This window comes from Citricoccus zhacaiensis, assembly GCF_014645315.1.
In the GTDB taxonomy this organism is placed as follows: Bacteria; Actinomycetota; Actinomycetes; order Actinomycetales; family Micrococcaceae; genus Citricoccus; species Citricoccus zhacaiensis.
Map to the genome: position 1 here is coordinate 764,574 of NZ_BMLQ01000001.1, position 21,741 is coordinate 786,314.

The 21,741-nt window shown below is 69.9% G+C and carries 19 protein-coding genes, 2 tRNA genes and 1 rRNA gene; 12 read left to right on the plus strand and 10 right to left on the minus strand.

The genetic code is table 11. The features are described 5' to 3' along the window. Positions 1-6: 6 nt before the first annotated feature. The 3 genes from IEX49_RS03330 to IEX49_RS03340 form a co-directional block, all read right to left on the minus strand. Positions 7-1,881, minus strand: coding sequence for a SpoIID/LytB domain-containing protein (locus IEX49_RS03330; RefSeq protein ID WP_188804064.1), 1,875 nt, complete (start codon positions 1,879-1,881; stop codon positions 7-9). A gap of 51 nt (positions 1,882-1,932) precedes the next feature. Beyond that, positions 1,933-2,009, minus strand: a tRNA-Thr gene (locus IEX49_RS03335). An 82-nt stretch (positions 2,010-2,091) separates the two neighbouring features. Further along, a complete protein-coding gene (locus IEX49_RS03340; protein ID WP_188804066.1) occupies positions 2,092-2,970 on the minus strand; it encodes a DsbA family protein in 879 nt (292 codons plus the stop codon). A gap of 245 nt (positions 2,971-3,215) precedes the next feature. Between IEX49_RS03340 and IEX49_RS03345 the strand changes: the two genes are divergently transcribed. Genes IEX49_RS03345 through IEX49_RS03360 form a run of 4 tightly spaced genes read left to right on the plus strand, consistent with a single transcriptional unit; the run spans position 3,216 to position 7,499 of the window. Then, positions 3,216-4,799 carry an alpha,alpha-trehalose-phosphate synthase (UDP-forming) gene (locus tag IEX49_RS03345; protein ID WP_229672184.1) on the plus strand — a complete coding sequence of 528 codons (1,584 nt, stop codon included), beginning with the start codon at positions 3,216-3,218 and terminating at the stop codon, positions 4,797-4,799. Further along, positions 4,796-5,572 (plus strand): trehalose-phosphatase, encoded by a 777-nt coding sequence (gene otsB, locus IEX49_RS03350; RefSeq protein WP_188804070.1) that lies wholly within the window; start codon positions 4,796-4,798, stop codon positions 5,570-5,572. Before IEX49_RS03345 ends, otsB begins: the two co-directional genes overlap by 4 nt. After that, on the plus strand, positions 5,560-6,225 hold the full coding sequence (locus tag IEX49_RS03355; RefSeq protein ID WP_188804072.1) for an ABC transporter ATP-binding protein: 666 nt from the start codon (positions 5,560-5,562) through the stop codon (positions 6,223-6,225). Before otsB ends, IEX49_RS03355 begins: the two co-directional genes overlap by 13 nt. Continuing rightward, positions 6,222-7,499 carry a DUF4032 domain-containing protein gene (locus IEX49_RS03360; RefSeq protein WP_188804074.1) on the plus strand — a complete coding sequence of 426 codons (1,278 nt, stop codon included), beginning with the start codon at positions 6,222-6,224 and terminating at the stop codon, positions 7,497-7,499. The genes IEX49_RS03355 and IEX49_RS03360 overlap by 4 nt, the downstream gene beginning before the upstream one ends. Here the strand turns inward: IEX49_RS03360 and treZ are convergent. The 4 genes from treZ to IEX49_RS03380 are packed head-to-tail and all read right to left on the minus strand — an operon-like array spanning position 7,490 to position 14,154. Next, a complete protein-coding gene (gene treZ / locus IEX49_RS03365; protein ID WP_188804076.1) occupies positions 7,490-9,367 on the minus strand; it encodes a malto-oligosyltrehalose trehalohydrolase in 1,878 nt (625 codons plus the stop codon). The two genes, IEX49_RS03360 and treZ, sit on opposite strands and share 10 nt — an antisense overlap. Further along, positions 9,364-11,904, minus strand: coding sequence for a malto-oligosyltrehalose synthase (gene treY / locus IEX49_RS03370; protein ID WP_188804078.1), 2,541 nt, complete (start codon positions 11,902-11,904; stop codon positions 9,364-9,366). The genes treZ and treY overlap by 4 nt, the downstream gene beginning before the upstream one ends. Positions 11,905-11,930: 26 nt before the next feature. Beyond that, positions 11,931-12,392, minus strand: coding sequence for a YidH family protein (locus IEX49_RS03375; protein WP_188804080.1), 462 nt, complete (start codon positions 12,390-12,392; stop codon positions 11,931-11,933). A 52-nt stretch (positions 12,393-12,444) separates the two neighbouring features. Continuing rightward, positions 12,445-14,154 (minus strand): S-layer homology domain-containing protein, encoded by a 1,710-nt coding sequence (locus tag IEX49_RS03380; protein ID WP_188804082.1) that lies wholly within the window; start codon positions 14,152-14,154, stop codon positions 12,445-12,447. A 152-nt stretch (positions 14,155-14,306) separates the two neighbouring features. Here IEX49_RS03380 and IEX49_RS03385 point away from each other — a divergent pair, with 152 nt between their 5' ends. The 7 genes from IEX49_RS03385 (at position 14,307) to IEX49_RS03415 (ending at position 20,002) form a co-directional block, all read left to right on the plus strand. Continuing rightward, a complete protein-coding gene (locus IEX49_RS03385; protein WP_188804084.1) occupies positions 14,307-15,200 on the plus strand; it encodes a fumarylacetoacetate hydrolase family protein in 894 nt (297 codons plus the stop codon). Continuing rightward, a complete protein-coding gene (gene rraA / locus IEX49_RS03390) occupies positions 15,197-15,667 on the plus strand; it encodes a ribonuclease E activity regulator RraA (protein ID WP_188804086.1) in 471 nt (156 codons plus the stop codon). Before IEX49_RS03385 ends, rraA begins: the two co-directional genes overlap by 4 nt. Beyond that, a complete protein-coding gene (locus tag IEX49_RS03395) occupies positions 15,664-16,320 on the plus strand; it encodes an NADPH-dependent F420 reductase (protein ID WP_188804088.1) in 657 nt (218 codons plus the stop codon). The genes rraA and IEX49_RS03395 overlap by 4 nt, the downstream gene beginning before the upstream one ends. A gap of 74 nt (positions 16,321-16,394) precedes the next feature. Further along, positions 16,395-17,930 carry a DUF5129 domain-containing protein gene (locus IEX49_RS03400; RefSeq protein WP_188804090.1) on the plus strand — a complete coding sequence of 512 codons (1,536 nt, stop codon included), beginning with the start codon at positions 16,395-16,397 and terminating at the stop codon, positions 17,928-17,930. 49 nt (positions 17,931-17,979) lie between these two features. Continuing rightward, positions 17,980-18,486, plus strand: a complete 507-nt coding sequence (locus IEX49_RS03405; protein WP_188804092.1) for a carboxymuconolactone decarboxylase family protein — start codon at positions 17,980-17,982, stop codon at positions 18,484-18,486. Continuing rightward, positions 18,483-19,646: a pirin family protein gene (locus tag IEX49_RS03410; protein WP_188804094.1), complete on the plus strand. Its 1,164-nt coding sequence runs from the start codon at positions 18,483-18,485 to the stop codon at positions 19,644-19,646. Before IEX49_RS03405 ends, IEX49_RS03410 begins: the two co-directional genes overlap by 4 nt. Beyond that, positions 19,643-20,002 carry a GNAT family N-acetyltransferase gene (locus tag IEX49_RS03415; protein ID WP_188804096.1) on the plus strand — a complete coding sequence of 120 codons (360 nt, stop codon included), beginning with the start codon at positions 19,643-19,645 and terminating at the stop codon, positions 20,000-20,002. The genes IEX49_RS03410 and IEX49_RS03415 overlap by 4 nt, the downstream gene beginning before the upstream one ends. A 72-nt stretch (positions 20,003-20,074) precedes the next feature. On the opposite strand, the gene IEX49_RS03420 is transcribed toward IEX49_RS03415, so the two are convergent. Continuing rightward, positions 20,075-20,151: transfer RNA gene (locus IEX49_RS03420), tRNA-Pro, on the minus strand. 152 nt (positions 20,152-20,303) lie between these two features. On the opposite strand from IEX49_RS03420, the gene IEX49_RS03425 reads away from it, so the two are divergent. Next, positions 20,304-20,945: a hypothetical protein gene (locus IEX49_RS03425; RefSeq protein ID WP_188804098.1), complete on the plus strand. Its 642-nt coding sequence runs from the start codon at positions 20,304-20,306 to the stop codon at positions 20,943-20,945. On the opposite strand, the gene IEX49_RS03430 is transcribed toward IEX49_RS03425, so the two are convergent. Both IEX49_RS03430 and rrf read right to left on the minus strand, forming a co-directional pair. After that, the gene (locus IEX49_RS03430; protein WP_188804100.1) at positions 20,942-21,523 is read right to left on the minus strand and encodes a hypothetical protein; all 582 of its coding nucleotides are present in this window, start codon (positions 21,521-21,523) and stop codon (positions 20,942-20,944) included. The two genes, IEX49_RS03425 and IEX49_RS03430, sit on opposite strands and share 4 nt — an antisense overlap. A gap of 116 nt (positions 21,524-21,639) precedes the next feature. Then, positions 21,640-21,741: ribosomal RNA gene (rrf, locus tag IEX49_RS03435) — 5S ribosomal RNA — on the minus strand; the annotation flags it as partial.

The window sequence follows — 21,741 nt, forward strand, 5'->3', positions numbered from 1 at the left end:
GGGTAGTCAGCGCGGGGTGACGGAGGAGAACCAAGCTGAGGGGATGCCGACGCGACTGCGGAACGTGTGGCCGCTGAGGGTGGCCGTGGTGCCGTCCTTGGCGGTGGCGGTGACCACCGCGGCCGCTCGGTCCGCGCCCACGGTGTACGTCACCGTCATGACATCGTGCAGGCCGAAGGCCCGCGCCACGGCGGCCTGGCTGACAGGAACCGTCCAGGACGCCCGGGGGTTGTTGGCCGCCTGGTGGAGACTGTAGGGGTCCTGTCTGCTGACGAGGTACGGCACCGCATTGCCCCAGACATCCTTCGCGTTGCGGGTGTAACCGCCGTTGGAAGAGGAATAGGAGGTCTCAGCGATGGCAGAGCCGTGCCAGAGGCTCAACGCGCTGGACACGCTGCTGCCCCTGCGGGACAGAGTGGCGTCCACGGCGGCCTTCCACTTCTTTCCGTAGACGCCTCCGGTCCCCTCGTTCTCCTTGGCCCACCCGGTGAACTTCTGTGAGCTGGTCTCGTCCGTGACGTGACAGTCGCAGTCGCCCTTGAGCGTCCCCATGAATCGCAACGCGTACGAGCGTCCGGCGATGGCCTGGGTCTTGAGAGCCTCCGAATTCCAAGCGGAGGGCATCTCGGCCAGGCCGTAGAGGTACTCGTCGTTCATGCGCAGCTCGTTGACCACGTTGAGCTGTCCGGCGCCGTTGGCGGTGACGATGATCCGGCCGTGGCGCAGCACCAAGTCCTTGCTGGCGCCGTCGGCCTTCGGCACCGTCACGGTGGAATGCATCATAGGTTCCCAGTACCGAGTCCCGGTCCATTCGAGGGTCACCGAGCTGCCGCGCTTCTGCGTGCCGTCGGGCAGGGTCGCCAGCACCCGACCTGATTTCACCGAGAACCTCACAGCCCCGTCGGTCGTCGGCACCTGTGTGTCCCCCGCGGCCGTGACCCGGAGCTGGTCCGTGCCGTCGATGGTGGTGGATGCGGGCGACGTCAGGTGGACGCGGATGGTCTCGTTGGCCCGCCGCGTCGAGTCCCGCAGCTCGGTCCCGGGGTAGTAGAAGGCCAGGATGTCCCGGGCGCTGTTCCCGAGTTCGGCCATGGCGCGGGCCCCGTATTGGCTCATCCCGACACCATGGCCGAATCCGGCGCCGGACACCTCGAAGGCCGGGGGGACCACGGAGACGTCCCTACCGAGGACCTCGGCGGCTGCACGGATCATCTTGGCGGCCTCGCCGCGACCGATGTTCCGTCCCGACCGGTAGGTCCCGTCGGTGTAGCCGTTCGAGACACCGGCGGACGCCATCCACGCGATGTACGTGTAGGACGGGTGATCGGTCGGCACGTCACGGAAACGCGACTCCAAGGGAGCCGTGAAGTCGGGATCCACCACACCAAAGAGGATCTTCGCCATCTCACCGCGAGTGATCGGCCGATAGGGCCGGAAGAGTCCGTCCGCATAGCCGCTGACGATGCCCTCCTGCACCATCCACGAGACGGGCGCATGCCAGTCGGAGTCCTGGGGGACGTCCGGGAACCCGTCGGCCGCCGGTGTGGGCGTGGGCGTGGGAGAGTCCATCAGTCGGTACAGGAACGCGGACGCCTGGGCACGTGTGACGTCGTCGTACACGCCGAAGGTGCCGTCCACGTACCCCTGGGTGATTTCGTTCTGGATCAGCCAGGTTACGCCCTCGTAGTATGTCGTACCGGCCGGGACGTCCGGGAATGAGGTCGTGTTCTGGGCCGCCGCGAGGGCCGGCGTCGCGAACAGCGCCAGAGAGATGGTGAGACCGAGCGTCAGGACCCGGCGAAGCGATCTCCGCCAACCGGAATCGCCATGACGGCCGCGCCTCGCAGGACGCACGGGTGGACGTGGGGCAGTGATCGGCATGGGATCCTCCGGAAGGTCGTCGAAAGCCCTGGCGTCTGCCCCACGGCACCATGGAGCCCCCTACCGGATTCGAACCGGTGACCCCCTGTTTACAAGACAGGTGCTCTGGCCAGCTGAGCTAAGGAGGCGAGAAGGGCCGGCACCGTACCCCGTCAGCGAGCCTGCTGACGTGGACGGAAACCGGCCCTTCAAGAGTAGCGGATCAGGCGATCAGGACGCGTCCATGATGCCCTGGGCCCAGTCGGTGAAGGACTGGCCCTGCTCGGCGGTGGCCCAGTTCTGGCCCTGGACCCACACGGACGGGGTGCCCGCCACGCCCGCGGCACGAGCCTGGGCGCCGGAGTACTTCACGTAGGGGCGGTAGGTGTTGCCGTCCACGCAGGAGTCGATGTCGGCTCCCAGGCCGGAGGCCATGTCCTTGAGCTCGTCGTCGCTCAGGCCCTGGCCGCCATGACCGGTGTAGGCGCCGAAGACCTGCGTGATGAAGGAGTTGTAGTTCTCCGGGGAGTTCTCCGCCACGCAGGTGGCCGCATTGGCGGCGCGGGAGGAGTAGTTGCCGGTGGCGGGGTTGTCCAGGAAGTCCAGCATGCGGTACTCCACGGTGACCTCGCCAGCGTCCAGCCACTGGTTCAGCTGCTCGGCGTTCTCCGCCTCGAAGCTGGCGCAGTGCACGCAGTTGGCGTCGGCGTAGACGATGATCTGGGCCGGCTCACCGGCCGGGCGGGCCTCCGCACCGGGGACGGTCTCGGGCTGCTCGCCGGTGGCCTCCGGGATCTCGACGGTCGTGGCGTCGACCTCCTCGAGACCTTCGTCGCCCGGGGCAAGTTCGGTGGTGGAGGTGAGGGTGATACCGCCCTGGTCATTGCCCGCGCTCGGTGCGGGGCCGGCGTCGGGAATGGAGCGGGAGGAGTTCATGAAGATGACACCGATCACCACGGCGATGACCACCACGACGCCGATGACGACGCCCCAGCGCACCATGAGGGAACGCCGCTTCTCCTGGCGGCGCTGCTCCTCCTGCATCTGCCGGGCCTTCTCACGCGCCGTCTGCTGCCGTTCGGCCTTCGTTTGATTCTTACTAGTCGCCATGGTCCTGCCTGTCGTCCTGACTCTCGGGGTCGCTGCGGTGTCATGTAGCCGGCCGGTATCCCCTCATACCATCCTTCGGCGGGCCGTGGGACAGACTACCGGGCCAACCTGAGAAACCTGTTCACACGATGGCCACCCCTCCGGGCGGTCCCTGGCGATAGGCTCGGATCGGAAGGACAAGGAGGTCCGCAGTGAACAACACCACCGTCGACATCCCCACCGGCGCCGTACCGTTCGTCGAGAAGCTGGCCGGGGATCCACCGGCGCCGGGCCACGCCGACCTCGTGGTCGTGGCCAACCGCCTGGCCGTGGACCGTGTGGTCGAGGAGGACGGCACCGCCTCGTGGCGCCGGTCCCCCGGCGGCCTGGTCACCGCGCTGGCGCCCATCATGACCCGGCAGGAGGGTGCGTGGGTCGGATGGGGCGGTTCCCCGGAGGAGGAGCTGGACGAGCCGCTGGAGCCCTTCACCCATGAGGGCATGCACCTGGTCCCCGTGCCCCTGACCGAGCAGGAACTGGTCAAGTACTACGAGGGCTTCTCCAACTCCACCCTCTGGCCGCTGTACCACGACGTCATCGCCCGCCCGGAGTTCCACCGGCAGTGGTGGGACACCTATCAGCAGGTCAACGCTCGGTTCGCCCATGCCGCGGCCGCCACCGCCGCCGAGGGGGCCACGGTCTGGGTGCAGGACTACCAGCTGCAGCTGGTGCCCAGGATCCTGCGCCGGCTCCGCCCGGACCTGCGGATCGGCTACTTCCATCACATCCCGTTCCCACCGGTCGAGATCTACGCGCAGCTGCCGTGGCGCCGCCCGGTGCTCGAGGGCCTGCTCGGCGCGGACCTGATCGGCTTCCAGCGCCGCTCGGACGTCTCGAACTTCCAGGGCGCCGTGCGGCGCATCCTGGGCTCCTCGTTCCGTTCCAATGCGGTCCAGGTGAAGGAGCACGACGGCGGCGCCCGCACCGTGGGTGCCGCCGCGTTCCCCATCTCGATCGACGTGGACACCATCACGGACCTGGCCCAGGACCCGGACATCCAAGCCCGCGCCCGGCAGATCCGCGAGGAACTGGGCAACCCGCGCACCATCCTCCTGGGTGTTGACCGGCTGGACTACACCAAGGGCATCCGGCACCGCATCAAGGCCTTCTCCGAGCTGCTCGAGGACGGCCGGCTGAGCGTCGAGGACGCCTGCCTGGTGCAGGTGGCCAGCCCGTCCCGGGAAAGCGTGGACTCCTACAAGGAGTTGCGGGACGAGATCGAGTTGTCCGTCGGCCGTGTCAACGGCACCTTCGACACGATGGGCCACACCGCCATCCGGTACCTGCACCACTCCTATCCGGTCGAGGAGATGGTCGCGCTCTACCTGGCCGCGGACGTCATGCTGGTGACCGCGCTGCGGGACGGGATGAACCTCGTGGCCAAGGAGTATGTGGCGGCCCGCGGCGGCTGGGGCGGAGTGCTGGTGCTCTCCGAGTTCGCCGGAGCCGCGGACCAGCTGCGCAAAGCCCTGCTGGTCAACCCCCATGACATCGACGGGCTGAAGAACGCCATCATGGAGGCCACCGAGATGGCCCCCGGTGAGGCCACCAAACGCATGAAGGCGATGCACCGGCAGCTCATCACCCATGACGTGAACAAGTGGTCCCGGGACTTCCTCGACCGCCTCGGCGGCGCGGCGCCGGCGGAGCGGGCCGGAGCGGAGGACGGCGGCCAGCAGTCGGCCTTCATGGACACCGATGACGATCGCGAGCGCCGAGACCACGAGGTCGACGAGCCCTTTGATGAGAGTGGGCCCGCTGACGGTTCCACCCCCGGGGACGGACGATGACCGGTCCGGGGCTGGCCACCGCCCTGCAGGAGTTCGCCGCGCGGGATTCGATCCTCGTGGCACTGGACTTCGACGGGGTCATGGCCGAGCTCGTGGACCGGGCCGAGAACGCCCGGCCCCTGCCGGCGAACGCCACCGCGCTGGCCGCCCTGGCCGAACTCCCGGGCGTGCACACGGCCTTGGTCTCCGGCCGCGCCCTGGCCTCGCTGACGGCTGTCGCCGCTCCGCCGGAGCGGACGCTGCTCATCGGGTCACACGGCGCCGAGCGCCGCCTCGGTCCGGAGGCACCCCCACTGGAACTGGACGAGGAACAAACTCGGACGCTGGCCGCCGTCGGGCAGGTGTTGGAGCCCGTGGCCGCCCAGTATCCGGACTCGTGGGTGGAGTCCAAGCCGGCGGCCCGGGTGCTGCAGGTGCGGCTGGCCCGGTCGGACGAGGCGAGGCGCCGGGCGGTGGCCGAGGCCGAAGAGGCGTTGGGCAAGCTGGACGGGCTGGCCCCCGTCTACATCGGGCACGGCAAGGACGTGCTGGAAGTCGCCGTGGTGCGGGCGGACAAGGGCCAGGGGCTGGACCTGCTGAGGTCTGTCACCGGGGCGGAAGCGGTGTTGTTCGCCGGGGACGATGTGACGGACGAGACGGGATTCGCCCGGCTCGACCCGGCCCGGGACGTGTCCATCAAGGTCGGCCCCGGAGAGACCCGGGCGCAGTTCAGGATTGAGGGGCCGGCGGACGTGGCCACCGTGCTGGAGGCGGTGCGGTCATGGCGTCAGTAGAGTTGCGCGGCATCACGGTCCAGTACCCGTCCGCACGGACCCCCGCCCTGGACGAGCTGGACCTCTGGGCCCAGGACGGCCGGTTCACGGTGGTCGCCGGTGACCTGCGCAGCGGCAAGTCCACGCTGCTAAGGGTGGTGGCCGGCCAGGAGTCGCCGGATGCCGGACGGGTGCTGATCGGCGGCGTGGACGTGACCGAGGTGCCCGCACATGACCGTGACGCCGTGATCGTCTTCCAGCACTACGCCCTCTACCCGCACATGGACGTGCAGGAGAACATGAGCTTCGCCTTACGGGTGGCCGGTGTCCCCCCGGCCGAACGGCAGGACCGGGTCCGGGAGGCCGCCCGCCTCCTGGACCTGGAGGAGCAGCTCGGCTGGACACCCGAACGGCTGACCGGCCCGCAACGGCAGCAGGTGGCGCTCGCCCGGGCGGTGGTCCGCCGGCCCGCCGTGCTGCTCATGGACGATCCGCTCACCGCCCTGCCCCCGGCACTGAAGGACCACACGGCCGAGCTGATCCGCAGCCTGGCCCACACCCTGGACGTCACCACGCTGTACGCCACGGCCGAGCCCGGCCCGGTGGCCTCCGTGGCGGACCGCCTGCTGCGGCTGGACTCAGGCCAGCTGAGGGAGGACACTGCCGTGTCATGACACCGCGTTCCGGTCTGGACATCACCACCTCGGGTACTGCCGTGGACACTGCGGCGTTGATCTCCCTACCCTGGGACGTGCCGTTGGCCGAGTGGCCCGACTCCGCCCTCGCCGCCCTCCCCCGCGGACTGTCCCGGCACGTGGTGCGGTTCGCCCACCTCGAGGGTGCCGTGGTCGCGGTGAAGGAGACCACGGAGTCCTCGGCTCGCCGCGAATACCAGTTGCTGCGCCGGCTCGAACGATTGGACGTCCCCTGCGTGGAGCCGGTGGCCGTGGTCGCCGGGCGCATCGACCCGGACGGCGAGCCCCTGCCGACGGTGCTCGTGACCCGGCACCTGCGGTTCTCGCTGCCCTACCGCGCCGTGTTTTCCCGGCGGCTGCACCGGGACACCCTGACCCGGCTGATCGACGCCCTCGCCCTGCTGCTCGTGGAGCTGCACCTGGCCGGTTTCTACTGGGGGGACGTCTCCCTGTCCAACACCCTGTTCCGCCGTGACGCCGGCGCCTTCGCGGCCTACCTGGTGGATGCCGAGACCGGTGAGCTGCATCCCTCCCTGTCCCGCGGCCAGCGGGAGCACGACCTGGAGCTGGCCCGGGTCAACGTGGCCGGTGAGCTGATGGACCTGATGTCCGGCGGCCTGGTGGAGGGGGACGTGGATCCCGTGGCCACCTCGCAGCTGATCATCGATGCCTACCGCCGGCTGTGGGAGGAGCTCACCGCGGACATGTCCTTCCGGCCCGGCGAGCGCTGGCGGGTCGAGGAGCGGATCCGCCGCTTGAACTCCCTCGGCTTCGATGTGGAGGAGTACGCCATCCGCACCACCCGGGGCGGCTCCGAACTGGTGCTGCAGCCCAAGGTCGTGGACCCGGGCCACCACCAGCGCCGCCTGTTGGGGTTGACCGGCCTGGACGTGCAGGAGAACCAGGCCCGGCGGCTGCTGCGGGACATCGATGAGTACCGGGCCGTCAATCATCCCGAGATGGACGAGCACGAGGCCGCGAACCGGTGGCTGATCGAGGTCTTCGAGCCCGTGGCCCAGTCCATCCCGGCGAACCTGTCCGGCAAGCTCGAGCCCGCCGAGGTGATGCACCAGCTATTGGAGCACCGCTGGTACCTCTCCGAGAACCAGTCCCGGTCGGTGCCACTGGACGAAGCCCTGGAGTCCTACCTCCAGACCGTCCTGCCCCACCGCCGGGACGAGGACGCCGTGGTGCTGCATCCGACGACCACCATGCTCAAGGTGCTGGAGCTCCCCTCGGAGAACTACGACTGACCCTCGCGCCCGAGGAGCAGGAAACTGTGCGGTGGGAGGCGCCCGTCGTCGGGAACCGCGGTGCAGGGACCGTCGGGACTGTGGCCCGCCAACAGACGATATCCGAGCGCCTCGTCCGGGATCGGCATCGGCTCCGCGCCCAGTGCCGCCAAAAGGACCACAGCACCGGGTCCGACGTCGGCCCCCGCCTTCCCGCGCTCAACGCCGCGGTCCATCCGCACCCACCGTCGCTCGTCATCCACCGCGGCGCGGGTGGTGGAGCGATCGGGGTCGGTCAGCTCGGGACGCGTGGCGCGCAGCCGTCCCAGCGTCCGGTACAACTCCAGAATCCGGGCGTGCCGGCCGGTCTCGGCCTCGTCCCAGCGCAGCGTCGACGCGGCAAAGGTCTCCGGGGACTGCGGGTCCGGCACCGCGTCGTGACTCCAAGCCATGCGGGCGAACTCCCGGCGCCGCCCCTCCGTCACCGCCTGCGCCAGCTCGGGCTCACGGTGCGCCGTGAAGAATTGCCACGGGGTGGAGGCCGCCCACTCCTCTCCCATGAAGAGCATCGGGGTGAAGGGACCGCTCAACAGCAGGGCGGCGCCGATCGCCAGCTGTCCCTCGTCGAGGATCGCGGTCAACCGGTCACCGGCGGCCCGGTTGCCGACCTGGTCGTGGTTCTGGAGGCACACCACCAAGGCCTCGGCGGGGATGTGCTCCCCCAGGGGCCGGCCGTGGTGGCGTCCGCGGAAGGAGGACCAGCTGCCATCGTGGAAGAACCCGCCGTTGAGCACCTTGGCCAGCGCGGACAGGGGTGCGAAGTCCGCGTAGTAGCCGTCCGTCTCTCCGCTCAGGGCCACGTGGACCGCATGGTGGAAGTCGTCCGACCACTGCCCCGTCAGGCCGTAGCCACCTGCCCCATCGGCCCCGGGGCCGGGCCGTTCCGTGATGAGCCGCGGATCGTTCAGGTCCGATTCGGCCACGAGCACCAGTGGCCGGCCCAGCCGCTCTGACAGGGTCTCCGTCTCCGCGGCCAGCTCCTCGAGCAGGTGCACGGCACGGCTGTCCTGCAGCGCGTGGACCGCGTCCAGACGGAGTCCGTCCACATGGTAGTCCTCGAACCACATCCGGGCGTTGTCCAGGATGTACCGGCGCACCTCGTCCGAGTCCGGGCCGTCCAGGTTGAGCCCGCTGCCCCAGCCGGTGGAGTGCTCGGTCAGGTACGGGCCGAACCGCGGGAGGTAGTTTCCGGAGGGGCCGAGGTGGTTGTAGACCACGTCCTGGATCACGGCCAGCCCTGCCCCGTGGCAGGCGTCCACGAAGCGTTGATAGGCCGCCGGTCCGCCGTAGGAGGCGTCCACGGCGTACCAGCCGACCCCGTCGTAGCCCCAGTTGTGCCTCCCACCGAAGGAGTTCACGGGTAGTAGCTCCACGTGGGTCACCCCGAGCGAGACCAGGTGGTCCAGCTTCTCCGCGGCGGCATCCAGGGTGCCCTCGTCCGTGAAGGTGCCGAGGTGGAGTTCGTAGATCACCGCACCCCCTAGCGGGCGGCCGGCCCAATCACCGTCCCGCCATGGATGCGCGGAGCTGTCGAACAGCCGGGACGGCCCATGCACCGTGTCCGGTTGGCACCGCGAGCGCGGGTCCGGGAACGGTCCCTCGCCGTCCACGACGAACCCATATCCCAGTGCCGCGCGTGCGCGGACCGGCTCAGCGGGAGTCCACCAGCCGTTGTCCTGCCGGTCCAGGGGAAGACGCTCCGCGCCGTTCCAGCGATGCTCGGCGCCGTGAACGGCACCGGGCGGTGCCGTGGTCACGGCCAACTCGACGCTCTCCGCGGACGGCGCCCACACGGACAGCGGCGGCAGGGTCATCCTCGCCGCGCTCATCGCAACGTGTTCCCGTCTTCCGGCACCAGCAGCGCCACCGGGTGACGTTCGAAGACCTCCGCCAGGCGCGTGGCGCCGTCCGTGAAGGCCCCGCCGAAGCGGCGCCCCGTCAGCAGGTCCACCATGGTCTGGCGGGGCAGCACGACGGCGGCGTCCCCCCATCCCCCTTCGTCCTCCAGTCCCAGCGGCCACCGGGTGGCCACGGTGATGCACCCGCCCCGGGTGAAGGCGACCACATGGTCCGATGCCTCTCCGAGGACGTCGAGCTCCTCGTAGCGGGTGAACCACTCGGGGTGCTCGCGGCGGGCGCGCAGGGCGCGGGAGGTGATGAGCATCTTCAGTCCGGCGGCGTACTCGGCGAGCGTGGCGCCGTCGGGCCCGGTCGAGCCGTCCTCGGACTCTGCCGGAGCCGGGAACTCGGGCTCCCATCCGTCGTCGAGCCGGGCCAACAGGGCTGCGCGCTCCCGGAAGTCCACGGACCGGCGGTTGTCCGGGTCCACGAGGGTGGGGAACGGGACTTCGGTGCCCTGGTAGACGTCCGGGATGCCGGGCATGGTGAGCTGGATGAGTTTCATGGCCACCTGATTGGTCACGCCGGGCACGGCGATCCGGTCGGCGATGCGCTGGATCTCCTCCCGCAGCGCGCCCGTCCCGGTGGCCCGCTCGGCGAGGTCCGAGAGCGCGGCCTCGAACTCCTCGTCCTGTTCGGTCCAGGTGGTGCGGGTCGCGGCCTCGCGCGCGGCCTTGAGCGCGTAGTCGGCCAGCCGCTGCGTCTGAAGCGGGGAGCCGTCCACCGGCCAGGCGCCCACGATGGTCTCCCACAACAGCTTCTCGAACGGTCCGTCCCCCAGCGGAGCCAGCTCCCTGAGCCGGTCCAGGGTGCGGACCCACTCCCCGGGGATCTCGGACAGCACGTCGATCCGAGCACGGACGTCCTCGCTGCGCTTGGTGTCATGCGTGGAGAGCGTCGTCATGGTGCGGGGCATGCGGGCCTGGCGATCGCCCTGCAGCTCGTGGAACCGCTCCAGTTCCAGCGCGAACGACGACGGGTCCCCGCCGACCTCGTTCAGCGACGCCAACCGCGTGTACCGGTAGAAGGCGGTGTCCTCCACGCCCTTGGCCATGACCATCCCGGACGTCTGCTGGAATCGTTCGCCCACGGGGTGGTCCGGATCGGCCATCAGCGGCAGGAGCGCCTCGACCGCCTCCGCCAGGTCAGGACGGCGGCGCACGGCATCAGCGGCGGCGTCGTCCAGATGATGGCGCCCGGTCGGCAGGTAGGAACGGTAGACGGGAAAGCAGGCGAGCAGTTCCGCCAGGGCGTCGTGAACGAGGTGCTCACCGGTTTCCTCGTCATCCGGGACCAGTCCGGGCACGAGCCGCGTCAGGCGTTCGACCTCCGCGCGGAGCATGCCGTCCGCCACGGCGCGCTTGGTGCCATGGATCATCTCCGCCCACACCACCTCGGCGGCTGCGTCCGTCTCGCCGGCAGGGTCCTCGGTGCGACCCCAGCCACCGAGGCGACCGGCCACCTCATCGAGCTCCGGGGCTCCGGCCGGGTCCGTCAGGATGCGGTCCACCTCCCCGAGGGCGTCGTAACCGGTGGTGCCGTCCATGGGCCAGGCGGCGGGCAGCCGTTCGCCGGGCTCCAGGATCTTCTCCCCGAGCAGGTAGATCCCCCCGGTGGCCTGGCGCAGGTTCTCGAAGTATCCGCCCGGATCCGCCAGCCCGTCCGGGTGGTCCACACGAAGACCGTCCACGAGTCCGTCACGGACCCAGGACAGGATCTCCCGGTGGGTCTCGGCGAAGACCCGTGGGATCTCCACCCGCACCCCGGCCAGGGAGTTGACCGCGAAGAAGCGGCGGTAGTTGAGGTTCTCGTCCGCCTCGCGCCACGGCATCAGCCGGTAGTTCTGCAGATCGTGAGCGGCGCGGGCTACAGCTTCCTCCCCGGCCTCGTCCCCGACTGTGTTCCCGGCATTGTTCCCGACGGCGGCGCGCGCCGCCTCCTCGGTGCCCGGCGCCAGGGGGAAGACGTTCTCGTAGTAGTGCAGTTCCCCGTCCACCACGCGCAGCCTCGCGAGTTCGGCCTCCGGGTCCTCATCGGTGCCGTCCCCCAGGACGGGAAGCCAGATGCGGGAGTCCCCGGCGGCCCAGTCGATGTCGAACGCCATCGCGTACTTGGAGGCCCGGCCGTGCTTGAGCAGGTCCCACCACCAGGTGTTGTCCTTGGGGGTGGCCACGCCCACGTGGTTCGGCACGATGTCCGCGAGGATACCGCCACCGGCCGCGTGCACGGCCTCGGCCAGCTCACGCAGCCCGGTCTCCCCACCGCGGGCGTCGTCCACCTGGGTGGGGTCCACCACATCGTAGCCGTGGGTGGAGCCCTCCTCTGCGCCGAGCATCGGAGACAGGTAGAGCCAGTCGACGCCCAGGTCCCGCAGATAGGGCAGGACCTCACGGGCGCTGTCGAGCGTGAACTCCGCGGTGAGCTGCAGACGGTACGTGGAGGCGGGGACGTTCTGCGGGCTAGTCACGTGGTGAACGGTAGCAAACCCCGGCGTTACTGCTCAGGCTGCTCGGGCGGCTGGGTCAGGTCTCGCGTGATCTGCGGTTCGCCCGAGTCCTCGAAAGTGATCAGCACGTCCTCGTGGACCGTGCCGTCCGGCATGGTGACGTCTGCGTTGAGCGCGTTGCCCCGCCATTCCTTGCCCTGCACGGATTCGACGCCGTACTTGGCGGCCACGTTGTCCTGGACCGCGTCCTGCCAGGCCTGGTTGCCGAAGACGGAGTAGACGATGGCGGCCACGCCGATCACCAGCACACCGGCGCCGGCGACGGTCTCGCGGACGGCATCCCTGAGCCGGTCCGGCCCTGCATAGCGGGCGTCCTCGTCGTCGAGGTGGGCCCGGTAGCGTTTGCGCCGCCACAGGCCATGGGCGACGACGGCCAGGCCCGCGACCGCCAGCAGGATGCCGATCCATTGGGCGACGAGCGGGGTCTGGAGGTCGAGCGGTGCGTACATGCCTCCATTGTCCCCCGGGTGGCCACCGGGCGGGCCCCGCTACTCGCGCGGGTTACTTTCGCAGGGTGTAACCACGGGTCCCGGCCATGTCGGCCAACTGGCTCGTGTCCACCCAGAACGGCTCGGTCCACGGGTCGTAGACGAGGAACGTGTCGTTGACGGTGTTGTAGCCGACCACGGCCATGTGGTGACGCAGGGTGTACCGGCCGCCGGTCTTCGCCCGCTGGAGGGGTGGTTGCTCGTCCGGGGTCGCCGCGATGTTGATGACCACGGGGGCGCCCCCGTCAATGGACCGCCTCGCGCCGGTGCGGAACTCGCGGGTCTGGGCCAGGTTCGCGTCCGTGCCGGGGATGGTCTTCACCGTGTACCGGACATCGAACGGTGCGTGATAGTCCAGCACGCGGGCCACCTGGTGCAGCCAGGTCCCCTCCCGGTCGGTCTGGGCCGCCGTGGCCAGGGACTTCTGCGAGAAGTCGAGGCGGAACGCGGACAGGGTGATCGCCATGGAGGCCGGTCCGCACCAATAGCCGTTGGGCTGGGTCTCGTAGTCGGCGCGGAGGATGGCGACGCCCCGCTTCGGGCGCTCCGGGAGGTAGCGCTTACCCAATCGGGAGACCTCTGACTTGGCGTTGCCCGCCTCGAAGTCCCGGATGAGATAGCCGCCGTGGACCCAGCCCTCCACGGAGCCGACCGTGATCTCCCGCCAGGTGGCTCCGCTGACGGACGAGCTGCGCCCGGTCCAGACCACCTTGGTGTTGCGGGCCAGGGAGGCGACCTTCCGGTAGCCCGCCCCGGCCCCGGAGCGCACGTTGAGGCCGTCGTCGGCGATCACCACGTACTTGTACTTCAGCGGGATCTCCGGTGCGGGTTCAGGCTCCGGGACGGGTTTCGGGGCCGGCTTCGGCGCGGGGGTCGGCGGCTTCGGCTGGCCGTTCAGGTAGGTCTCCAGGCCGTACAGGTACTTGGCGGTCTCCCCGCGCTGCACCGCACGGCCGGGACGGAAGGCGCCGTCCGCGTAGCCGGAGACCATCTCGTTCTCCACCAGCCAGGAGATGTCCCGGTACCGGGCCGCCGTCGTCGGGACGTCCCGGAAGGCCGCCTTCGCCGGAGCGGTGTAGTCCGCGTCCCCGGCGAAGCGGAACAGGTAGGAGGCGAGCTCGGCGCGGGAAATCGACTGCCCCGGCTTGAACGAGGGGTACTCCTGGCCCTCGTTGACGTAGCCTCTCACGATCTCCTGCTCATGCATCCAGGAGATGGCGGTGAATCCCTCATCGCCGCTGCGCGGGGTCACGTCCGCGAAGTCGCGGGCGGTGCCGGGGTCGTGACTCGCCCCGGACATGCGGTAGACCATGACCGCGGCCTCTTTCCGGGTGATCTCCCGGTAGACGCCGAAGGAGTGGTCCGCGTAGCCCTTGGACAGGCCTGCGCAGGCCATCCACGTGACATGGGCGTAGAACGTGGTCTTCGGCGCGACGTCCGTGAAGTCCTGCTTGCAGGGGCCCAGGTGTGCGATGGCCGCATCGGCGCGGCCGGGGGCGGCGTCCGGCCCCGCGCTCTTGCCCTGCACGGCGTCCAGGACGGAGTCGTCGAGGACCGGGAGCGACTCGTCGAACTCGGTCGTCTGGTCCAGGGGTGTCAGGTGCTCGGAATCGGCCACGGCCGGGGCAGCCAGGGCCAGTCCCGGCAGCAGCAACCCCAGGCTGAGGGCAGTGGCGAGGAGGCCCGCGCGGCGGTGCCTCGGGGCAGGAGATCGACGGGACACGGTGACGCCCTTCGTGGGTGGAGTGATGGGCAGGGCGTTTCCCTCCACCCTGCAGCGACCATGGTCACCGGCTCAGGGTTCCACAGGACGACGGGGCTGACAACTACCCGTCGGCCGAGCGGACCGGGCGGGCGGTGTGGTGGGATATCCCCATGAAGCTCTCTACCTATCGACTGCCCGGCTCGGACCCAGACACCCCGGGCGCCACATTCGCCGCCCTCGTCACGGAGACCGACGGTCCCCGCGCCACGGCCGCCGTCGAGCTCGAAGGCGTGGTCGACGTCGGGGACTTCCTGTCCCTGCCGGAGCCGAACCGCACCGAGCTGGTGGAGGCCGCCCTGGCCGCGGCCGCGGAGGACCCCTCCCGGGTGCTGGACGCCTCGGCACTGGAGCCCGCCACGCTCATCCCGTTCCCCACCAAGGTGTTCTGCATCGGGCTGAACTACCGCAACCACATCCTGGAGACCGGGCTGGAGCTGCCGGAGCACCCCTCGATCTTCACCAAGTTCGCCCAGACGCTCACCGGTGCCACGGATGCCATCGAGGTCCCGGCCGAGGACCACCGGCTGGACTGGGAGGGCGAGCTGTGCATCGTCATCGGCGAGCCCGGCCGCCGCATCCCCGAGGACCGGGCCGCCTCCCACATTGCCGGCTACGCCATCTCCAATGACGTCTCCGTCCGCGGCTACCAGGGCCGCACCACCGAATGGACGCAGGGAAAGGTCTGGGAGGAGACCACGCCGATCGGCCCGTGGCTGGTCACGCCGGACGAATACGCGCCCGGCGCCACGATCACCACCCGCGTCAACGGCGAGGTCATGCAGCAGGACTCCACCGGGGACCTCGTGTTCGGCGCCGAGAAGCTCGTCTCCTATATCTCCGACCTGGTCACCCTGCTGCCCGGGGACCTCATCCTCACCGGCACCCCCGCCGGGGTCGCCCTGGCCCGGAAGAACGACGCCGGCCGGCGCCCCTGGCTGAAGGCCGGCGACGTCCTGGAGACGGAGATCGAGGGCCTGGGCCTGCAGCGGAACGAGATCCGGTGACCGCCGGATTCACCACGTGCGATCTCTATGACGCGGACAAGACGCTGCAGTCCTGTTCGGTCCAGTTCCAGGACCTCGGCGCCCGGACGGTGTTCACCGGACCCGTGCGGACCATCCGCTGCCACCGGGACAACGGGCTGGTCAAGCAGACCTTGAACTCCCCCGGACACGGCGCAGTCCTCGTGGTGGACGGCGGCGGCTCCCTGGAGTCCGCCCTCATGGGCGACCTCATCGCCGCGGCCGCCGTGCGGAACGGCTGGGCCGGAGTGGTCATCCACGGGGCCATCCGGGACCGGGCCGTGGTTCGCACCCTGGACCTGGGCGTCAAGGCCCTGGGGTCCAATCCGCGCACATCCGCCAAGGACGGGGCCGGCGAGGTGGACGTCCCCCTCGAGTTCGGCGGCGTGACCTTCACCCCGGGTGCCACCCTCTGGGCGGATGAGGACGGCATCCTGGTCACACCGTGACGGGCCCGATCAACATCCTCGGCGCCGGCCGGGCGGGGACCTCGCTCGCCCGGGCCGCCGCCTCGGCCGGCCTCCCCGTGCGGATCGCGTCCAGCCGGTCACCCACCGCGATGCGCCTGCACCTGGCCCAGTACGCTCCCCGGGCCACCGCGGTGGCGGCGGAGGAGATCGCGCAGGACGGTACGGACCAGCCGATCGTGGTGCTGATGGTCCCCCAGGAGGACCTCGACTCCGTGGACCCGGACTGGCTGGATGGCTGCCTCCTCGTGGACGCCACCAACCGGTGGGCCGAGGAGCCCCTCCCGGGCTGGTTCCAGTCCGCGCTCGACGCCGGCCGGTCCAGTTCGTCAGCCCTGGCCGCCCGGTTCCCCGGCGCCACGGTGGTGAAGGCCCTGAACCACGTCAGCCACTGGGACCTGGACACCGCGGGCCGTTCCCCGGGCCGCGAGCGGAGAGCGCTGGGAGTGGCCTCGGACAGCGAGGAGGCCGCGGCCGCCGTCGGGCGACTGGCCCTTGACCTGGGGTTCGCCCCGGTGCTGCTGCCCGGGCTGGCCGCCGGCCGGGCCTTGGAACCGGACGGGCCGGTCTTCAACCGGCCGATGTCCGCGCCCGAGCTGGCGCGCTTCACCGGCGGTACTCTGGTGCAGGACTGAGGGGAACGGCTCCGGCTCTGCCCGATCCGACCCGTACCGACCCGATATCGGACACTGAGAGCAGAGGACGCCCGATGCCCACCGACACCGTCTATGTCCGAACCGGCCTGCGTGCCGTTCTCGCCACCAGGGCGGCGACCATGGTTACCGGCTGGGTCGCGGCCTTCGGCCTGGCGCTCGGATTGCTGGCCGCGGTGCCTGCGGCCCTCGTCCTGGGGGCCTCCCCGGCTCAGGCCGACCAGGCCGAGGAGGTCATCCTCGAGGACGGGGCCGGCGTCATCCACGAGCCGACCCTGCGCGAGGGCCTGACGGACATCGACTTCCGCGAGCCGACCACTGTGGTCGTGTGGACCCAGCGCGGCGAGGCCGAGTCCAACCTCAACGAGCGCCTCCTGGCCGATGCCCGCGAGAACCATCCGGAGTGGATCAGCGACGACGGGCAGAAGTGGACGGACGGCCTGTTCATCTACGCGATCGATCCGGAGGGCCGCCTGCAGGGGGTCTACTTCGGCGAGGACCGCAAGGTCAGCCTCGATGCCCAGGAGGACATCCGGGAGGACGCGGTCGAGTCGCTGACGGAGGCCAACTGGACGCAGGCCGCCCTGGACGCCACCGAGTCCGCCGCGGCCGTGATGAACCGGCCGTGGTACCAGCATCCCGGGGTGTGGATCGGCGGGGCGATCGTGGTGGTCGTCGGCGGCATCTTCGGTGGGGCGGTCGCGGCCGGCCGGAAGAAGCAGCGGCAGAAGGCCCAAGCGGAACTTGACCGGGGGAACCAGGCCTTCGCCAACGTCAGCACGGACCTCGAGGCCACCGAGCTGAACGCCCATACCGTGCCGGAGGGCTCCAAGTACGGGGCCATGGTGCTCGAGCGGTACCGCACCTTCCACGAACGCTATGTGGAGGCCGCCCGCCAGAACGACCGGCTGTCCGGCATCCCGTCGAAGAAGCTGCACCGCAAGGAGCACCGCAAGGCCATCACGTCGTACATGAAGCAGGCGGAGGAACTCGACCAGCTCGACGACACCGTGGGCAGCACGAACATGCTGCTGAACAAGTACCCGGGCTGGCCCGAGGCCTGGGACATCCAGACCGCGCCGATGCGCGAGGACCTGGGGCAGATCGACGAGTTGGTGACGGGACAGCCCAAGCTCAAGGCCGATCAGCTCACCCCGTTGCGCTCCTTCCGGCATGAGGCGGAACGGGAACTGGAGCGGCTGGGTGCCGGCCTGGAGACCGGCCAGCTCTCCCCGGACGAGGCCCTCGATGGCCTGGATGCCCTGCGGGTCCGCCTGACCGGGTTGCTGGACGACTACGCGAAGGCCCAGATCGATGCCTTCGCGACGTCCGAAGCCGAACGCCAGACCCTGCAGCAGGAACTGGAACGGGAACGCCACCGCTCCTCCCGCCGTCCCGGCTCGATCCTGGACACGGTGCACCAGCCCGGCTGGTTCTGGACCGCGACCGCCTTTCACCTCGGATACTCCTCGGGCCAGTCCCACGTGGTGACGGCGCGAGAGCAGGCAGAGGCCTCCTCCTCGTCCTCCTCGACCGGATACGGCAGCTCCGGCGGCAGCTTCTCCGGCGCCGGCTCCTCCTCCAGCTTCTGAGGGGAAGGCGGCCAGGAATGTTGCTGACGGGCCCGGGGTTGGTACGGACATGAGCTCTGAGGCACGCCAGGATCCATTGGCCTTCTACCTGGACAAGTCCGACCCCGCCGCGTGGAAGGCCGTGGGCGGATTGTCCCTCGCCGCGAAGAACGCCGCCCGGAAGGCCGGCCTGGACGATCAGCTCGTGGAGTTGGTGAACCTGCGCATCTCCCAACTCAACGGCTGCGCCTACTGCCTCGAGGTCCACACCCGCTACGGGATCGACGCCGGCCTCGACTCCCAGCGCCTCGGCCTGGTGGCCGCCTGGCGGGAGGCGGAGGCCCTCTACAGCGAGACGGAGCTGGCCGCCCTGGACCTGGCCGAGACGGTCACGCTGCTACCCGGCCAGGAGGACCAGCAGGTCAGCCAGCTGATGAGCCACCACGTGCTGACGGATGAGCAGTACTCCGCCGTCCAGTGGTTGGCCATCACCATGGACGTCACCAACCGCATCTCCATCCTGTCCCACCACCCGGTCAGGCGCCGTGAACAGCCGGAAGCGAGGCAAGCGCCATGAGCAACACCGAGACTGACCCGCAGGAGACCCTCTGCCGGAACAAGCCGGCCACCGGGCCGCGCTTCACGGAGGGCCTCTCGGACGGCGTGGACCCGCACGCCGGTGGGACCGGCATGGTCGAGCTGCTCGAGCCGCGCGCGGTCCCCCTCGGCGGCCCCCGGGCCATGACCGTCAAACGCACCCTGCCGCAGCGGGCCCGCTCCCTGATCGGCGCCTGGTGCTTCCTGGACTTCTACGGCCCGGACGACGTCTCCGCCACCGGGGGCATGGCGGTCCCCCGTCACCCGCACACGGGGCTGGCGACCGTCTCCTGGTTGTTCACCGGGCGGGTAGACCACATCGACTCCGCCGGCCATTGGGCCACCGTCCGCCCCGGTGAGGTCAACCTGATGAATGCCGGTTCCGGGATCACCCATTCGGAGTACTCCACGGCGGACACCACCGTCCTCCACGGCGCCCAGCTCTGGTACGCCTTCCCGGAACATGCCCGTGCCACGGCTCCCTCGCTCGAGGCCCACCGTCCGGAGCCGGTCACCGGGCCCGGTTACACCGCCCGCGTCTTCCTCGGCACCCTGCTGGGCTCCACCTCTCCGGTGAAGACGCACCTCCCGCTCACGGGCGTGGAGTTGCGCATGGACCCCGGCACCACGCTGGAGGTGGACGTCCCCGCCGGCCATGAACACGGCCTGCTCCAGGTCACCGGGGCCCTCTCCCTGGACGGGGTCGAGATCCCCGAGGACCACCTCGGCTTCGTCGGCCCTGGCCGGACCCGCCTGAGGATCGCCTCCGGACCGGACCCCGTCACCGCGCTGCTGATCGGCGGCGAGCCCCTGGGCGAGCAGATCATCATGTGGTGGAACTTCGTGGGCCGCACCCACGAGGAGATCGTGGCCTGGCGCGCCGCCTACCAGGCCGAGATGGGCTTCGAGGCGCCGGGGGAGGATTCCCCGCTGGCCGACGCCGGCACTCCGCCGGGCGCACCGGTGTCCGGCGACCTGCTGGACGCCACGATCGGCACCAGATACCTCGATGGCCGGACGTTCCCGCAGTTCAGCGACTTCCCGGCGGACACCCCCGCCCCGTTGCCCGCCCCGGCACTGCCCTCCACCCGCATGCGACCCCGCGCCAACCCACCGTCAAGAAGACTCGAGAACCCATGAACGAGCAGTCACCATCCCTGGACCACCCGCAGGTCGTCCAGGGCAGCAAGCCGCGGTACGAGATCCACGTGGATGCCTCGGGCGAGCCGGCCGGCAAGACCTACTTCACCGAGCATGCAGCGGCCGACGGGGCCCGGCAGCGGATCTTCCCCCACACCGAGGTGGCCGAGGAGTACGGGGGTCACGGACTCGCCTCGACCCTGGTCCGCGGAGCGTTGGACGCGTCCATTGCCGAGGGGTACCGGATCGTCGCGGTCTGCCCGTATGTGAAGGGGTGGATCGAGAAGCACCCTGAGTATCAGCAACATGTGGACGCCACCACCCCAGAGCACCTGCAGGCGCTTGAGCGCCGGTAGACACCGGCAGGAAAGAACACCAAGAACAAAGCCGGCCGGGAGCATCTGCTGATGCTCCCGGCCGGCTTCTCGTGGTCGGGGTGACAGGATTTGAACCTGCGGCCTCGTCGTCCCGAACGACGCGCGCTACCAAGCTGCGCCACACCCCGTGGAGAGTGGTTCCATGCCGAGTCCGGCGGGGAACCACAGTGGTCTATCCTAGCCGTCCGTTGCCGGATTCACCAAAACGATCCGTGGAGGCGACCGGCACGGACACTAGACTGGTCACGTCAGCAGACCAGCTCAAAAGAGACGGGGACACGTGGCCACCGAGGCGGAGGGGTTCGGCACGTTCAGGGACTTCCTGGCGTCACGCCCGAACCTGGCCGGCCTCGCGGCCTTCATCGTCGTGTTCATCGGGGTGGGACTCCTGTCCGATTCGATCCTCGCGGCCCTCCTCGCGGCGGCCCTGGGGTACGGGGCAGGTCTGATCCTGACGCCGGCTCACCGCAAGACCTATGCCTCCGGCATCCCCGTGCGCGGCGCCACCCGGGAAGAGATGGACGGACGGCTCGCAGAGCTCCGCCAACAGGTCCGGAGCCATCGCGCTCAGCTTCCCCCCGACTCTCAGCACGACCTGTCCATGATCACCGTGCACCTGGGCGAGATGATCGACCGCTGGGACCTCGTCCAGCAGGCACCAGAGCAACGCCTGTCCATCGAGTCCCTCGTGTACCAGTACCTGCCGAGCACGCTCGACGTGTTCCTCCGCCTGCCGGACTCGGCCAAGCCGGCCGCGGCCCCCGAATGGAACGGGCAACTGCGCCTGCTGGCCACCGAGGTCTCCCGCAGCCGGGACACCGTCCTGAAACAGGACCTCCAGTCGATGCGCAACAACGGCCGCGTGCTCGAGCAGAAGTTCGAGGACGGGGACCTCAAGATGTTCCGGGAGAACGGCCTCTAGGACCCCTGGCCGCCCTCGACCGGTTCGGCGAGACTGCCCCCGGTGAAGCGGGTGAACGCTCCCAGGACCGCGGTCCACTCCTCCAGCCACGACGTCGGCTCGTTCCCTCGGACGCTCAGCTCCGCTCCCCCACGTGGACCGGCGGACCAGGAGACGTAGAGCCGGACGGGCGCATCGGCCGGGTCACGGTGGCCACCCCACCAGTCGAGCTCCAGGGTCCCCTCCGCCGCACCGGCCAGGGTCGCCCACTCATAGGGCGGATCCTGGTCACCGCCCGGACCATCCGCGTCCTCCTCCAACAGCGCGCCGTCACCGAAGTACACGTGCCCCGCCTCGCCGGTGGCACGGAGCGCCCGGGGCCACCAGAGATGGGTGTCATCCACGAACACGCCGACCGCCTGGTCCAGGTCCAGCGGGATGGAGGCGTTCAGGGCATGCTTGGCCTCGGCCGACGCAGGACCACTGCTGACCACCGTTCCGGCTACCACGTCGCCAGACGCTCCGGCCTCCTTGCTCGGAGGGGAATCCTCGCCACGGGCAGGGACGGCGAACGGGTCAAGGAACAGGCTCTCGGACATGCTCCTCATCAAACCACGCCGGCCGGGTGTGAACGCGCGTACTGGCAGCCGCTGCCCATGGCTTGTTAAACACAGAAGCCCTGGACCTTGAGGTCCAGGGCTTCTGTTCAATGGTTGTCCGGCGGCGTCCTACTCTCCCACATCCTCCCGGATGCAGTACCATCGGCGCAGTGGGCCTTAGCTTCCGGGTTCGGAATGGGACCGGGCGTTTCCCCCAC

Coding starts and splice junctions, on each gene's coding strand:
- otsB (WP_188804070.1), top strand. CDS start 4,796: ATGACCGGTCCGGGGCTGGCCACCGCCCTGCAGGAGTTCGCCGCGCGG.
- IEX49_RS03330 (WP_188804064.1), bottom strand. CDS start 1,881: ATGCCGATCACTGCCCCACGTCCACCCGTGCGTCCTGCGAGGCGCGGC.
- IEX49_RS03340 (WP_188804066.1), bottom strand. CDS start 2,970: ATGGCGACTAGTAAGAATCAAACGAAGGCCGAACGGCAGCAGACGGCG.
- IEX49_RS03360 (WP_188804074.1), top strand. CDS start 6,222: ATGACACCGCGTTCCGGTCTGGACATCACCACCTCGGGTACTGCCGTG.
- IEX49_RS03355 (WP_188804072.1), top strand. CDS start 5,560: ATGGCGTCAGTAGAGTTGCGCGGCATCACGGTCCAGTACCCGTCCGCA.
- IEX49_RS03410 (WP_188804094.1), top strand. CDS start 18,483: ATGAGCAACACCGAGACTGACCCGCAGGAGACCCTCTGCCGGAACAAG.
- IEX49_RS03415 (WP_188804096.1), top strand. CDS start 19,643: ATGAACGAGCAGTCACCATCCCTGGACCACCCGCAGGTCGTCCAGGGC.
- IEX49_RS03400 (WP_188804090.1), top strand. CDS start 16,395: ATGCCCACCGACACCGTCTATGTCCGAACCGGCCTGCGTGCCGTTCTC.
- treZ (WP_188804076.1), bottom strand. CDS start 9,367: ATGAGCGCGGCGAGGATGACCCTGCCGCCGCTGTCCGTGTGGGCGCCG.
- IEX49_RS03385 (WP_188804084.1), top strand. CDS start 14,307: ATGAAGCTCTCTACCTATCGACTGCCCGGCTCGGACCCAGACACCCCG.
- IEX49_RS03375 (WP_188804080.1), bottom strand. CDS start 12,392: ATGTACGCACCGCTCGACCTCCAGACCCCGCTCGTCGCCCAATGGATC.
- IEX49_RS03430 (WP_188804100.1), bottom strand. CDS start 21,523: ATGTCCGAGAGCCTGTTCCTTGACCCGTTCGCCGTCCCTGCCCGTGGC.
- IEX49_RS03405 (WP_188804092.1), top strand. CDS start 17,980: ATGAGCTCTGAGGCACGCCAGGATCCATTGGCCTTCTACCTGGACAAG.